Source organism: Coprococcus sp. OM06-34AC (assembly GCF_003462545.1).
GTDB lineage: Bacteria > Bacillota > Clostridia > Lachnospirales > Lachnospiraceae > Coprococcus > Coprococcus aceti.
The window spans coordinates 347,798-362,299 of record NZ_QTZF01000002.1 but is presented as its reverse complement, the minus strand read 5'-3'; the positions used below and the strand labels follow the sequence as shown (position 1 = coordinate 362,299).

At 43.9% G+C, this 14,502-nt stretch carries 12 protein-coding genes; 11 read left to right on the top strand and 1 reads right to left on the bottom strand.

Going from position 1 to position 14,502, the window contains the following annotated elements:
- Positions 1-147 precede the first annotated feature (147 nt).
- Together DXB91_RS04850 and DXB91_RS04845 are read left to right on the top strand one after the other, a co-directional pair.
- Positions 148-360, top strand: a complete 213-nt coding sequence (locus tag DXB91_RS04850) for a hypothetical protein (protein WP_015534587.1) — start codon at positions 148-150, stop codon at positions 358-360.
- Between the two features lie 13 nt (positions 361-373).
- Entirely contained in the window at positions 374-625 is a 252-nt protein-coding gene (locus DXB91_RS04845) for a hypothetical protein (protein ID WP_055222234.1), read from the top strand.
- Between the two features lie 185 nt (positions 626-810).
- Here the strand turns inward: DXB91_RS04845 and DXB91_RS04840 are convergent, their stop codons facing one another.
- The gene (locus tag DXB91_RS04840) at positions 811-1,701 is read right to left on the bottom strand and encodes an AraC family transcriptional regulator (protein ID WP_118016952.1); all 891 of its coding nucleotides are present in this window, start codon (positions 1,699-1,701) and stop codon (positions 811-813) included.
- 416 nt (positions 1,702-2,117) lie between these two features.
- On the opposite strand from DXB91_RS04840, the gene DXB91_RS04830 reads away from it, so the two are divergent.
- The 9 genes from DXB91_RS04830 to DXB91_RS04790 all read left to right on the top strand — a co-directional run bounded on the left by DXB91_RS04830 (position 2,118) and on the right by DXB91_RS04790 (position 14,502).
- Positions 2,118-3,407: a galactokinase gene (locus tag DXB91_RS04830; RefSeq protein WP_118016951.1), complete on the top strand. Its 1,290-nt coding sequence runs from the start codon at positions 2,118-2,120 to the stop codon at positions 3,405-3,407.
- A 135-nt stretch (positions 3,408-3,542) separates the two neighbouring features.
- The gene (galT, locus tag DXB91_RS04825; RefSeq protein WP_055280173.1) at positions 3,543-5,051 is read left to right on the top strand and encodes a UDP-glucose--hexose-1-phosphate uridylyltransferase; all 1,509 of its coding nucleotides are present in this window, start codon (positions 3,543-3,545) and stop codon (positions 5,049-5,051) included.
- 254 nt (positions 5,052-5,305) lie between these two features.
- Positions 5,306-6,322: a UDP-glucose 4-epimerase GalE gene (galE, locus tag DXB91_RS04820; protein WP_022217011.1), complete on the top strand. Its 1,017-nt coding sequence runs from the start codon at positions 5,306-5,308 to the stop codon at positions 6,320-6,322.
- A 199-nt stretch (positions 6,323-6,521) separates the two neighbouring features.
- The gene (locus tag DXB91_RS04815; protein WP_242849669.1) at positions 6,522-7,307 is read left to right on the top strand and encodes a glycosyltransferase family A protein; all 786 of its coding nucleotides are present in this window, start codon (positions 6,522-6,524) and stop codon (positions 7,305-7,307) included.
- Positions 7,304-8,335, top strand: coding sequence for a glycosyltransferase family 2 protein (locus DXB91_RS04810; protein ID WP_117874410.1), 1,032 nt, complete (start codon positions 7,304-7,306; stop codon positions 8,333-8,335). Before DXB91_RS04815 ends, DXB91_RS04810 begins: the two co-directional genes overlap by 4 nt.
- Before the next feature lie 25 nt (positions 8,336-8,360).
- Positions 8,361-9,149 (top strand): ABC transporter permease, encoded by a 789-nt coding sequence (locus DXB91_RS04805; protein WP_015534593.1) that lies wholly within the window; start codon positions 8,361-8,363, stop codon positions 9,147-9,149.
- A gap of 12 nt (positions 9,150-9,161) precedes the next feature.
- The gene (locus DXB91_RS04800; RefSeq protein WP_330416317.1) at positions 9,162-10,022 is read left to right on the top strand and encodes an ABC transporter ATP-binding protein; all 861 of its coding nucleotides are present in this window, start codon (positions 9,162-9,164) and stop codon (positions 10,020-10,022) included.
- Between the two features lie 48 nt (positions 10,023-10,070).
- On the top strand, positions 10,071-11,903 hold the full coding sequence (locus DXB91_RS04795; protein ID WP_118016950.1) for a glycosyltransferase family 2 protein: 1,833 nt from the start codon (positions 10,071-10,073) through the stop codon (positions 11,901-11,903).
- Positions 11,904-11,931: 28 nt separating this feature from the next.
- On the top strand, positions 11,932-14,502 hold the full coding sequence (locus DXB91_RS04790; protein ID WP_118016949.1) for a polysaccharide pyruvyl transferase family protein: 2,571 nt from the start codon (positions 11,932-11,934) through the stop codon (positions 14,500-14,502).

Sequence of the window (14,502 nt, the reverse complement as noted above, 5' to 3'; positions counted from 1 at the left end):
AAAAGGGGATTGCCAGTTAATAAAAATAATAACTTGGTGAAAAGGACGTGGCAAAAGGGATTTGGTTATTCTTCAGGCACTGGAAACAGTAACTATATGTGGACATATTCAACTTTGAAGAAACAAATTGACAGTGGAAATCCGTGTATGTTTTCTATTGCAAATGGATACTATTATAATCATACTGTTGCAGTGGTAGGTTATAAGGAATATAAGAATATGAGAACGGGAAAGGTGTATACGTTTTTGGTGGTCCACGATGGCTGGAGTACCACAACAAGATACATAGCAATGAAAAATACTGGTGCGAGCTATGTCGCGTGTCAAACATCGATAAAGGTTCCGTCAAAAAAGAAGTAGAGGAGAAGAAAATATGAATATGGCAATTGTTGTGGCTGCCATCGGAGTTGTGGCAGTCCTTGTATCAATAGTTGGTATAGCGACTAAAAAGATGCCTTTGGTGATTACGGCAATGGCATTATTAGGTATTTGCATAATAGTTACGGGGGTAGAATTGTATAATGCACAAATGTGGCAGGAAATAGCTGTTGGGGCATTTGCTGTAGGGGGATTGTGCGTATGTGCATCTATTATTATGATGATAATTAGGTGGAAAAGAAAGTAGGAATTTGTAATATGTGTCAGCACTTATATTCTGGAATATCACAGATGACGATCACAGGCTCACCATATTGGAGAATTTTGCACACAGACGCCTGCTGATTTTTAGAAGAATATGCTGATGGCATTGATTTACTTTTGGTTAGCATACAGTAATAATGTCTGGTGCCTTTGCCACTGGAGATAATTTTAAAAATCATCATCTGTATCAATATAATCCGGCCGGTTGTTGTTCATGGTTTCCTGGTTGGAGATGGTTCTCTGGCGTTTCTCCTGCCGGTAGGCATTGGGCGACATGCCGGTGGTCTTGCGGAAAATCTTGTGGAAAGCCTCGGCGGACTGGTAGCCGCATGAAAATGCAATACTTTCTATAGAAAGCTCAGATATGGTAAGCATATGCTGGGCTTTTGTTATGCGGAAATTCTGCAGGTATTTCACAGGACTCATCCCGGTGTACTGCTTGAACAGGTCAGAGAAATAGCTTCTGTTGATTCCAACGTAGTCAGACAGCTCCTCCACCTTCATTGGCATACTGTAGTGGTTCTGGATATATGATATGGCATGGTTCACATATGCGTTTCCGGATGGAGTCTCCAGCTTGTCTTTCTGTGCATTTGCGATGACAGACAGAGCGAGGTAGAGCATGCCCATGAGCCTGAAGTGGTCTGCGTGATCCGAGGTGTTGTGAGCAAGCATATCAAATACGTACTTTTTCAGTTTGTCGCCATCCTCGCAGGTGAATATAGGCTGGTTCTGGGTGAGCCCGATACTGCTCAGCGTGTCCTGGGCGCATCTGCCCGAGAAACCGAACCATACATAACGCCATGGATGGTGTTCGTCTGATATATATGTGGCAGGGGTGTCCGGCTCAATCAGAAATCCCTGACCCTTTTTCAGATGATAGTGTGCGTTCCCTACATAGAAGTCGCCCTCCCCCTCAAGTACAAAATGTATAAGGTAGAATGTTTTGACCGCAGGGCCTGCCTTGTGCAGCGGTTCGGTTATTGAGTGTCCGAACACATTCAGGTAGAGGTCTGTGTCATTTTCCTGGGGGAATTCCATTACGATCTTATTTTCCATTTTACAAACTCCGCATTTTCTTAATAAAGTAACTTCATAAATTGATCTGATCATCTTCAGGAGATTTTGGCAAAGTCCATATACAGATTCTCGTACTGTTCTAAATTTATAAGATCTGAACGTTTCTGTAATGAAGGCATATGAACTCGTTCTCTCATTATAATATATAAGAGTATAACATACATTCAACCGGATTATCCATACAATAATATGTTCCGCCAGAAAAAACAATCTAACAAATGGACATATATTTGCAACGCTATGCCATGTTCAAAATCTGTATATTGTTATAGAATTATATTCACAAAGCAAGAAGCGCAACGGCGTAGCGCAGAAAATGTGCGCAATATGGACAACAAAATAACGGACATTAAGAAAAAAATATAAAAAGATGGAGAAAGGTGGAGTTACAGACAATGAAGAAAATCGCAGAATTAAAGGAAATTATCGCAGGTGGAGAGTTTGACGAGAAGCTTGCACAGATCTATCTCGACAAGGATATGATCCCATACAACAGGGAAAGATATGTAAAAGCTCTTGATAAATTTACAGAGTTATTCGGAGATCAGGAGGTTGCTATCTACAGCGCTCCCGGAAGAAGCGAGGTGTGTGGAAACCATACAGACCATCAGAACGGACATGTACTTGCTACATCGATCAACCTTGATGCCATAGCAATTGTGGCACCTAGAGAGGACGGCGTGATCGAGCTTGTGTCAGACGATATGCCTAAGGAAGTTATCAATGTAAATGATATCGAGCAGGATCCTGCACTTGAGGGAACAACAACAGCGCTTATCAAGGGCGTTGTTGCAGGAATCAGAGACTACGGATTCAAGGTAGGCGGTTTCACAGCATTTGTGACAAGCGATGTGCTCATGGGAGCTGGAATGTCATCATCAGCAGCATTTGAGAGCCTTATAGGAACTATCCTTTCAGGCCTCTACAATGACATGAAGGTTTCATCAGTTGATGTTGCAAAGATAGGACAGTACGCAGAGAACGTATACTTCGGCAAGCCATGCGGACTTATGGATCAGATGGCATGTGCAGTCGGAGGACTTATATATATCGACTTCTTCGACAAGGCTAATCCTGTCATCAAGCAGGTCCCAGTTGACTTTGAGGCTCACCAGTACAGCCTGTGTATCGTTGACACAAAGGGTTCACATGCAGACCTCACAGACGACTACGCAGCAATCCCTGCAGAGATGAAGCAGGTTGCAAATTACTTCGGCGAGGAACTCCTCAGCAGAGTTTCAGAGGAGGATTTCATCAGCAAGGTTGGTGAGATGAGAGCCAGCGGCAAGGTGAATGACAGAGCAGTCCTTCGTGCGCTTCACTTCTACACAGAGCAGGACAGAGTTGCAGAGGGTGTTGCAGCACTTGAGAATCAGGAATTTGACCATTTCCTCGATGTTATAAAGAGAAGCGGAGATTCATCATTCAAGCTTCTTCAGAATATATACAGTGCAAAGGATCCGCTCACACAGAACGTATCAATAGCACTTGGATTCTCAGAGAAGTTCATCGGCGAGGATGGTGTGTGCAGAGTACACGGCGGCGGATTTGCCGGAACCATCCAGGCATTTGTCAAGAATGCGGTTGTTGCTGAGTACAAGAAGAACATCGAGTCGATCTTCGGAGAGGGCGCATGCCACGTCCTCAAGGTAAGACCTTACGGCGGAATCAAGGTAGTTGAGTAAATGTGATAATTTTTCGTAGAAAAATTATTATGTAGCACCAGCCTTCGCTGGAAGCGAACTTTAATGGCTGGTGTTCCCGTCTCGTTGCGGAGAAGAGAGTGTAGAAATAGATATAAGGAAAGAAGGGTTACAACCATGATAGATACAAATATCAAGCAGCTCGTTGAGTACGGAATTGCAAATGAGCTGATAGAGGAAGAGGATAGAATATATACGACCAACACCATCCTCGAGATGCTGAAGAAGGACAGCTACGAGGAGCCGGGTGAGGTGCCAGCTATAGATACACCGGAAAAACTTGAGGAGTGTCTCAAGGGGATTCTGGATTACGCAGTTGAGAATGGACTTATCGCAGAGAATTCAGTTGTCCTCAGAGATCTGTTCGACACGAAGATCATGAATGCGCTGGTTCCAAAGCCAAGCCAGATCATAAAGACGTTCAGAGAGAAGTATGCAAAGTCCCCAGAGGAGGCGACAGACTTCTATTATAAGCTCAGCAGAGCAACAGATTATATAAGAACATACAGAGTTGCAAGGGATATCAAGTGGGTAAAGCCTACAGAGTATGGTGATATCGACATCACCATCAACCTTTCAAAGCCTGAGAAGGATCCGAAGATGATTGCCCTTGCTAAGACCATGTCACAGTCATCATATCCAAAGTGCCAGCTGTGTATGGAGAACGAGGGATATGCGGGAAGGATCAACCATCCAGCAAGAGAGAATCACAGGATCATTCCTATAGAGGTAAATGGTAGCAAGTGGGGATTCCAGTATTCTCCATATGTATACTACAATGAGCACTGTATCGTGTTCAACGGACAGCACATCCCTATGAAGATAGAAAAGGCTACATTCCAGAAACTCTTTTCATTTGTTGGACAGTTCCCGCATTACTTCCTGGGATCAAATGCAGACCTTCCTATAGTAGGTGGATCTATCCTCACACACGATCACTTCCAGGGCGGACGTTATACATTTGCCATGACAAAGGCACCTGTTGAGACAAAGATTACATTTGCAGGATATGAGGATGTTGAGGCAGGAATCGTGAAGTGGCCTATGTCAGTCATCAGACTTGACGGAGAGGATCCAGACAAGATCATAGAGCTTGCCGACAAGATTCTCGGCGCATGGAGAGGCTACACAGATGAGGATGCGTACATATTCGCGGAGACAGACGGAGAGCCTCACAACACCATCACTCCGATCGCAAGAATGAGAGATGGCAAGTACGAGATGGACTTAGTCCTTCGTAACAACATCACCACAGAGGAGCATCCACTTGGTCTCTATCATCCATGGGAGCAGTATCACAACATCAAGAAGGAGAACATCGGACTCATCGAGGTGATGGGACTTGCGGTCCTTCCTGCAAGACTCAAGGGCGAGATGGAAGAGCTGGCAGAGGTTCTTGTGGCAGGTGGAGACATCAAGGCTCATGAGAATATAGCAAAGCATTACGACTGGGTACAGACTTTCATTGGAAAGTACGACATAAATGCAGACAACGTACACAAGATACTTCAGGATGAGATCGGCGATGTATTCGCAAAGATCCTTGAGTGTGCAGGCGTTTACAAGAGAGATGAGGCTGGAAAGGCTGCATTCCTCAAGTTCGTAGATTATGTGAATGCACAGTAATATAGTGTGCACTAAAAATGCAATAATATATGTGTATCTGTGACAGACGTATTCCATAACTAATATTTATTAATGCCACATTTTATTGTGCATAACAGGATGTAGTGGTATAGTGTTGGAGAAAACGTCATTGCAAAATAAAAATGTTTATAAACTGGTGATCGACATTTGCGCAAGACATTAACAGTGCCCCCAAAAGCACAGGTGTCTGGCAGATGGTTATGAGTCACAGTATCATAAAGGAGGAAAACATTATGAAAATTTTGGTAACAGGCGGAGCAGGTTATATAGGAAGTCATACATGTGTTGAGCTGCTTAATGCAGGCTACGAGGTAGTAATTCTCGACAACCTTTACAATGCCAGCGAGAAGGCAGTCGACAGAATCAAGGAGATAACAGGAAAGGATCTCACATTCTACAAGGCAGATATCCTTGACAAGGAAGCTATGGACAAGATATTTGCAGATGAGAAGCCTGACTGTGTAATACATTTTGCAGGACTCAAGGCAGTTGGTGAATCAGTTGTAAAGCCACTTGAGTACTATCAGAACAACATCACAGGAACTCTTAATCTGTGCGAGGTTATGAGAAAGAACGGATGCAAGAACATCATCTTCTCATCATCAGCTACAGTATACGGCAATCCTGCATTTATCCCTATCACGGAGGAGTGCCCAAAGGGAACACCTACGAACCCATATGGCTGGACAAAGTGGATGATCGAGCAGATTCTCACAGACCTCCACACAGCAGATCCAGAGTGGAATGTAATTCTTCTCCGTTACTTCAACCCAATCGGAGCTCATAAGAGCGGACTTATCGGAGAGGATCCAAAGGGTATTCCTAACAACCTTCTTCCATATGTTGCACAGGTTGCAATCGGAAAGCTTCAGAGCGTTGGCGTATTTGGCAATGATTACGACACACCGGATGGAACAGGTGTGAGAGATTACATCCATGTAGTAGACCTTGCAGTTGGACATGTAAAGGCTATCAACAAGATCAAGGAGAATCCTGGAGTTAAGGTATACAACCTTGGAACAGGAAATGGTTACAGTGTCCTTGATGTTATCAAGGCGTTCAGCAAGGCCTGTGGACATGACGTTCCATATGTGATCAAGGAGAGACGTCCTGGAGATATTGCAACATGCTACTCAGACGCTTCACTTGCCAAGAAGGAGCTTGGCTGGGAGGCTCAGTACGGAATCGACGAGATGTGTGCTGATTCATGGAAGTGGCAGTCGATGAATCCAAATGGATATAATGACTAATTCCAAAATATAAATAACATAAAGCGGCAGAGCACCGACAAATACTATATATAATCAGATGTAGATTTGCCGGTGCTCTTTTCTATGTATTGACTTTTTAAAAGAGACGTTGTATAAGTAAGTAAACTACGCTTTCTGCGGTCTTTGTTAATTATGCCCTTTTTTAGGGCTTTATCAGATAGAAATGGGTGTTTGACATATGAGACTAGAAATACTGCTTTCGTGTATGAACCTTCAGGATGAGGATATCATAACGAAATCCCATATAGAGTCCGACACGATCATAGTCAACCAGTGTGGATATGATGGGTACAATGAATATGACAGGAACGGACATAAGACAAGAATTTTTTCGGTGAATGACAAGGGTCTTACCAAGAGCAGGAACTATGCTATAAAGCATTCCGAGGCGGATGTGTGTCTGCTGTGTGATGACGATGAGGTGTTCAGCAGGAATTACGAAGAAGGGATACTGACTGCGTACAGAGATCTGCCAGAGGCGGATGTCATCATATTCAACATAGGCAACAGACCTGCCCATTGGGGCGACATGCCTAAGAAGCTTGGATATCTGGATCTCATGCATGTGGCATCCTGGCAGATATCATTCAAGAGAGAGAGCATAGTAAATAATAATGTATATTTTGATGAGCGCATGGGTGCGGGCTCGGGCAACGGAGCTGAAGAGGAATTCAGATTCCTCACGGATTGCCGGAAGAACGGACTTGCAATATATTATGTACCATTTGTCATAGCGGATGTTGCGCAGACAAAGTCAACATGGTTTAAGGGGTATAACGAAGAATTTTTCATAAACAGAGGTAATACGACAAGATACATCATGGGTTATGTACCGGCGGTATTGTACGCAGCGTATTACAGTATAAGGAAGAGACATCAGTTTGACAGTGATATATCATGGTTTAAGGCCTTCAGACTTATTATGAAGGGAATAGATGAGAACAGGTTAGGGAAGAAGAAATGAGTGAAAAAATATTAAGTGTGATAATTCCGTCCTACAACAGCAAGCCATATCTTGACAAATGTCTTGGATCACTTGTTGTTCCGGAGCTTATGGACAAAATAGACGTGATAGTGGTAAACGATGGCTCGACAGACGGCAGTGAGAGTATATGTGAGGAGTACATTGAGAAGTATCCTGACAGCTATTCACTTATTAATAAGGAGAACGGAGGACATGGCTCAGCGATAAATGCCGGAGCTGAGAAGGCCAGGGGCAGATACATGAAGGTGCTTGACGCCGACGACTGGTTTCTCACAGAGAGTATTCCTGAGTTTATAGGAAAGCTCGAGAATGCCAGTGCGGATGTTGTTCTGACATGTCACCACACCATCAATATAACAACAGGGGAGATAAAGAACTGGAGATGTTTCCCTGATGAATTCGACAGAGAATATACTATGGAAGAGGTCATGTCAGACTGGAAAAAATTTGACAGAAGCCTCACATTCCATGGAATAACATATAGAACACAGTTTTACCGTGAGAATGGAGTCAGACTTGCAGAAAAAGTATTCTACGAGGATCACGAATATGCGACATATCCATGCTGCTTGGCAAAATCCATACTGCCACTCGATATGTTCGTGTACGAGTACAGGATCGGGGATGTGTCCCAGAGCGTATCCGCGCAGAATCAGTTCAAGAGAATCGACCATACCAAGATGGTCATAGTAAAGATGCTCAAGAACAGAGAGGACATCTCGGAGCAGTGGGCTCTTGAATATTGCGACAAGAAGATACATCTTCTTCTGCTGAGCTTCATGGTAACTTCCATGCTATGCGATTCCGACAGAAAGAGAGGTGTTGCACGGGTAGATCAGCTTATGAGTTATATAGTCAAGAGAGACAGACACGTCGTTGATATGACATTGAAGCATTATAAGATACTTAAGCTTCTGAATGCTGCGCATGTGGGTCTGGAAGGCTACAACAAAATGCTTAATTCAAAGCTTTACAACAAGGTAAGGCACAATAAGAGTTTTGAATAGATTTACTATGGAGGATTAACGAAAAATGAAAGTAAAAAGCGGAAGCTTTTTAGAAGTTTTTAATTATAAAGATCTTTTAAATCAGCTTGTTTCAAGAGATATAAAGTTAAAGTATAGAAGAAGTTTTCTTGGATATGTGTGGAGTATCCTGAACCCATTGCTCATCATGATCGTAATGGTTATCGTATTCTCCAAGATGTTCAACAGATCGATACCACACTTCCCTGTGTACCTTTTTGCAGGACGTATACTGTACGAATTTGTAATAGGTGCATGTGGTAAGGCACTTGGAAGTATAACAGATAATTCGTCACTGCTTAAGAAAACGTATGTGTCAAAGTTTATGTTCCCGCTGGCAAAGATCACAAGCTCACTTGTTGACTGCCTGTTTTCACTGGGAGCGTTTCTTATCGTTATCATATTCACACGTTCACCATTTTACTGGACGATGCTGTTGTTCCCGTTCATATTCCTTCAGGCCTATATATTTGCCTGCGGATTGGGCTTTTTTCTTGCACAGCTCCATGTATTCTTCAGAGATACAAGATATATATGGAATGCGGTCACCACAGCGTGGATGTACTGTTCAGCGATATTCTATCCTATAGATATGCTGCCAGACTGGTTGAAGTTACTTGTGAATTACTTCAACCCACTGTATGTATATATCAAGCAGTTTAGATGCATAGCGCATCAGGGAGTGATGCCTGATCTCACTACTATCGGTCTCGGATTCCTCTATGCATTCTTTTTCTTTGGACTGGGAGTGCTGTGTTTCAAGAAGAATCAGGACAAGTTCATTCTGTATATTTAGGAGGTGTGGCAGTTGGCTAACGTAGAAGAGAAAAAGAACGAACTTGATGATAAGAAGATTTTCACCTCAAATGCACAGCGTACAACAACTGTGGCAAAGGGTGAGACCATTATAGAGCTCAAGGATGTGACCATAAGATTCAACAAGAACAATCTGAAGGTGGACAATCTGAAAGAGTATTTTATAAGACTTGTGACAAAACAGTTGATGTTCCAGGAGTTCATAGCGTTAAAGGACATCAATCTTGATATAAAGAAGGGCGAGGCGTGGGGCTTCCTTGGAACCAATGGTGCCGGAAAATCCACCCTGCTCAAGGTAGTCAGCAGAATATTGAAGCCTGCCAGCGGTACTGTTAAGGTATCGGGAACTGTGGCAGCCCTCATAGAGCTTGGAGCCGGAATCGATCCACAGCTCACGGCCCGTGAGAATATATTTCTCAACGGAACTCTGCTGGGATATTCAAAGGCATTTATAGAGTCAAAGTTTGACGATATAGTTGAGTTTTCAGAGTTGCAGGATTTCCTTGACTCTCCGGTCAAGAACTTTTCTTCAGGTATGAAGACAAGACTTGCATTCTCCATAGCGACGGCGGTTGAGCCGGATATTCTCATTGCGGATGAGATACTTGCTGTAGGTGATATGCGATTCAAGAAGAAGTGTGCGGCCAAGATGACTGCCATGCTGGAGGATGGAACGACCCTGCTGTATGTATCCCACAACATAGCTGCTGTCAAGAAGCAGTGTAACAAGGCTATGTGGCTGGATCATGGAAATGTAGTTATGGTGGGAGATGCCGATACGGTATGCGATGCATTCAAGGCCGAGATGGATGCACCTGCACCGGCAAAGACCCAGAGCAAGGACAAGAAATAACAAGAAATCAGGCAAGATGTTTGATATACAACACAGGAGGATTGGATAATGTTACAGAATGTGAAGTTGCAGAATGTGATGCTGCAGATGAATCTGGATGTGAACTTGATAGAGTATCCTGAATTCAGCGCCATTGGAAAGGGAGAGGAATCACCATTTATATACGACTCAGAGAAGAAATGTCATGTTGTTGAGAAGCTCACAAAGGTTAATTTCATGAGCTATTACAACTGCATTCAGGTAAAACGCTGGTCAGAGTATACAGGGGTAAAGAACTTCAAGCTCCACCTCACAATGAAGGGAAAAGCTACAATATCCGTATATGCAATATATTCAGCATCCGTTGCGGTTACCTACAATCCACTTGTATCACAGGTAGTTGAGAGTGATGAGGTTTCAGAGGTGGTTGTGAACATACCAGAGACAGATAAGGCTCTTGTAGGTTTCTATATGGATACCCTGGAAGATACAGAGATATACAGCGGATACTATTCTGCTGACATCGAGGAGGACAGAATAAGAGATGTAAATATCTCTCTTGTCACAACAACATTCAAGAAGCAGGAATATATCAAGCGTAATATAGACCTCATCAAGTCAAATGTACTCTATGATGGAAGCGACATCAAGGGACACATGTTCGTACATGTCATTGACAATGACAGAGAACTCGATCCATCAGAGCTCGACAGTGAGGATCTCAAGGTTTATATGAATAACAACGTAGGTGGAGCCGGCGGTTTCACCCGTGGAATGATAGAGGCACTGGAGCTTCCAAAGAAGCCTACACATGTACTCCTCATGGATGATGACGTTATGGTCATGCCAGAGAGTTTGTTCAGAACATATTATCTGCTCAGACTCCTCAAAGACGAGTACAAGAAGTGCTTCCTGAGTGGAGCCATGTTCGATTACGACATACGCCAGAAGCAGTATGAGGACGTGGGATTTGTCCACAAGGCAGACGGATCATACGGTCCGGTCAAGTCAGCTATGGATATGAGGCTTCTCAAGAACATAGTTGCAAATGAGAACTACAGTTTCAATGTCGATGATGCATATGCAGGCTGGTGGTACTGCTGTATACCTGTGGAGCACATCGAGGACAGAGGCTTACCACTTCCGGTATTTGTCAGAGGTGACGATGTAGAGTTCTCACTGAGAAATAAGCCGGGATTTATAGCACTTAATGGTATCTGTATATGGCATGTGGGATTTGCAGGCAAATTCAACGCCGCCATGGAGCTTTATCAGGTTCACAGAAACAGTTTTGTTATCCAGGCGGCAAGCGGAATATGCCAGGATGTGGATTTCCTTGCGAGAGTAAAGGGAATGTTCTGGAAGGATATAACCAGATTTGCATACAACAATGCTGAGCTGCTCATAGATTCCATTGAGGATTACCTCAAGGGACCAGAGTATATCATGCATCTTGACGGAGAGCAGAGCCTCAAGGAGCACAATGCTAAGAACGAGAAGCTTGTGCCGCTGGCAGAGCTTGGCTATGCAGGGGATCTTCCTACAGATCCATACAAGTATGAGAGTCTTAATCTGTTCCGCAAGGTAATGTATGTGCTCACGATAAACGGACATCTTCTTCCAAACTTCATGCTCAGAAGAACACCGTATATCATCGCGTACGACTGGTTCTTTGTTCCGGGAAAGAATTACATGAAGAAGACTCTCGTTGCCGTGAACAAGAACGGTGGAACAGGAGTCAGAAGAACAATCAACAGAAAGCATTGTTTTGCGCTTATAAAGAGATATAGAAAAGTATTGGCTAAATACAAGAAGACACATGTGGAAGTTGAGCAGGCTTACAGAAATGCATTTGACGAGATGAAGACAACTAAGTTCTGGAAGGAATATCTGCATATATAAAGTGATATGGAAGGAGTATCTTTAGGGTATGGCTACTATTAAAGGTATAAAAAACCGTTTGGCGGCTGCGGGAAGAGCACTGGGGGGAGATTACACCTCAGAGAAGAACGGTTCGAAGCCAAAGGATAAGCTCAAGGCGTCCCAGCGAGTAAATGCGGCGCAGAGGGCGATGAGCGGTGATTACGCTCTCAGAGACGGCAAAAAGCCTGTTGTAAAGGTCGAGCCTGCTGAGATCAGGATGAATAAGGTATTCACCACGAAGGAAAAAGCAGAGCCTGAGATCAAAGTGTTTGAGAAGCAGGAGAGTGCCAGACAGAGAGAAGAAGAGCGAGTAGAGTGGAGAAAGAAAGCGGTGAGACGAGACAGCGACAAGACAGTCGGATGCATACATCCTGATTACTGCTGTGGCTGCGGCGCGTGCTACAGTGTATGTCCGGTAAATGCTATAAGCATGAAGTATGATTCAGAGGGATTTCTTGCTCCTGTAGTGGATCGCAGCAAATGTACAAACTGCGGTCTGTGCAGAAAGATCTGTCCATCTATAAATCTTGAGTATAAGAACACTGTCGAGCCTGCATGCTATGCGGCATATGCAGACGATGAGATAAGGGCAAAGAGTTCGTCAGGTGGAATATTCACACTGCTGGCTGAGTATGCATTTGAGCAGGGTGGAGCTGTATGCGGAGCAGGATACACAGACGATTTTAAGGTTGAACACTTTATCATAGAGAGCCCGGATGATCTGGACAAGCTCAGAAAATCCAAGTATGTTCAGGCTGATGCATCGAAGGTGTATGCGGACGTTAAGAAGATACTCAAGGAAGGCAGAGTGGTAGTATTCTGCGGATGCGGATGTCAGGTCGCAGGACTTTACGCAACACTCAAGAATGTGGATATATCAAATCTCTACACAATAGATCTGATGTGCCACGGCGGCCCATCGCCAAAGCTGTTCGATGATTATCTGAACAAATACCACGGCAAGGATCAGGGCAAGGTTGCTGATGTTGGATTCAGAGACAAGGACTACTTCGGCTGGTCTACAGAGATGACTGTAAAGTACACTGACGGAACAGTTTATCACAGAACAAGGACACAGGATCCATATTACAGAGCATTCCTTCCTTGTATATCGACGAGAAAGTTCTGTGGACACTGCGCATATGCGAAGCTTCCGAGAACAGGTGATATAACACTTGCAGATTTCTGGGGAATCCAGAAGTACAACAGAGATTACACTGACGGCAAGGGAACATCCATTGTGTCAGTCAACAGTCCACAGGGTGAGAAGATATATGCAGCCATAGCGGACAAGCTGCTCCTGAACAAGGAGATTCCGCGTGATGATGTGCTTAAGACAGGACAGCCTTTTGACCACTGCTTCAAGAATCATCCTGCCAGACAGAGATATTTTGAGCAGATAAAGAATGGCTCATCCATGGAGAAGGCATACGATTATGCCATAAAGGACAAGTACGATGTAGGTATATATGGCGTGTGGTTCGGTGCAAACTACGGAAGTGTTGCTACCTATTACGCACTTCACGAGATCATCAGATCATTTGGTCTGTCAGTGCTCATGATAGACATGCCTGCAGCCAAGACCGGAGCCGGCAAGCCTGACACCCATGCGAGAAGATTTGCAAAGGCACATTACCATGAGAGCAAGAGATACACACTGAAGGATATGAGAGAGCTCAATTCCAAGGTCGATACATTCATCATGGGATCAGATCAGGTGTGGAACAGAGGTATAAGCAGAGGCTTCGGCTTCTCATTCTATTTCGATTTTGTTGAGCCGGATAAGAAGAAGATCGCATTCTCTGCATCATTTGGACATGACAGGGATTTCTGCAATGTACAGGACAGGGAGACGATATCTGAATACATGAGACAGTTTGATGGAATATCCATCAGAGAGACCAGTGGAGTTGAGATCTGTAAGGATGTGTATGGAATAGATGCGGTGAGAGTTCTCGATCCTGTATTTGTTGCAGACAGAAAGGTATTCGATTCACTGGCAGACAAGGCAAAGAAGAAGCACGATGGCAAATATATGCTTGCATATATACTTGATCCAACTCCGGAGAAGAGAGCCGCAGTGGTTGAGGTTTCAGAGAAGCTCGGCCTTGAGGTAGTTGTTCTTCTGGACGGACGTCCAAAGGACCCGGTGAAGAACCGTCAGATCATGGATATGGACGACAAGATCGTCGACGACATAACAGTCGAGGACTGGCTGAACTATTTCAGAAATGCAGATTTCGTTCTCACTGATTCATGCCACGGAATAAGCTTCTCACTTGTATTTGAGACAAACTTTATCGGACTTGCAAACAGTGCAAGAGGAATGACAAGATTTGAATCCCTCGTGGATGTATTCCAGGTGAGAGATCATTACGTTCAGGATGCGGCAGACATTCTTGGAAATGATGAGCTGTTGAAGCCTGTGGATTACGACAATGTCAATAAGATACTTATGTCAGAGAGGGAGAGATCCCTTGCATGGCTTAAGGAAGTATTGTTCAGACCTAAGGAGTTTGAGGGTTATAGAGCATATCCAATTATAGATAAGAGATTGGCGGAAGATAAGGAGGATTAA

Bases quoted from the DNA above. Each gene is read 5' to 3' on its own strand.
- DXB91_RS04850 (WP_015534587.1), top strand. From the start codon at position 148: ATGTTTTCTATTGCAAATGGATACTATTATAATCATACTGTTGCAGTG.
- DXB91_RS04845 (WP_055222234.1), top strand. From the start codon at position 374: ATGAATATGGCAATTGTTGTGGCTGCCATCGGAGTTGTGGCAGTCCTT.
- DXB91_RS04840 (WP_118016952.1), bottom strand. From the start codon at position 1,701: ATGGAAAATAAGATCGTAATGGAATTCCCCCAGGAAAATGACACAGAC.
- DXB91_RS04830 (WP_118016951.1), top strand. From the start codon at position 2,118: ATGAAGAAAATCGCAGAATTAAAGGAAATTATCGCAGGTGGAGAGTTT.
- galT (WP_055280173.1), top strand. From the start codon at position 3,543: ATGATAGATACAAATATCAAGCAGCTCGTTGAGTACGGAATTGCAAAT.
- galE (WP_022217011.1), top strand. From the start codon at position 5,306: ATGAAAATTTTGGTAACAGGCGGAGCAGGTTATATAGGAAGTCATACA.
- DXB91_RS04815 (WP_242849669.1), top strand. From the start codon at position 6,522: ATGAGACTAGAAATACTGCTTTCGTGTATGAACCTTCAGGATGAGGAT.
- DXB91_RS04810 (WP_117874410.1), top strand. From the start codon at position 7,304: ATGAGTGAAAAAATATTAAGTGTGATAATTCCGTCCTACAACAGCAAG.
- DXB91_RS04805 (WP_015534593.1), top strand. From the start codon at position 8,361: ATGAAAGTAAAAAGCGGAAGCTTTTTAGAAGTTTTTAATTATAAAGAT.
- DXB91_RS04795 (WP_118016950.1), top strand. From the start codon at position 10,071: ATGTTACAGAATGTGAAGTTGCAGAATGTGATGCTGCAGATGAATCTG.
- DXB91_RS04790 (WP_118016949.1), top strand. From the start codon at position 11,932: ATGGCTACTATTAAAGGTATAAAAAACCGTTTGGCGGCTGCGGGAAGA.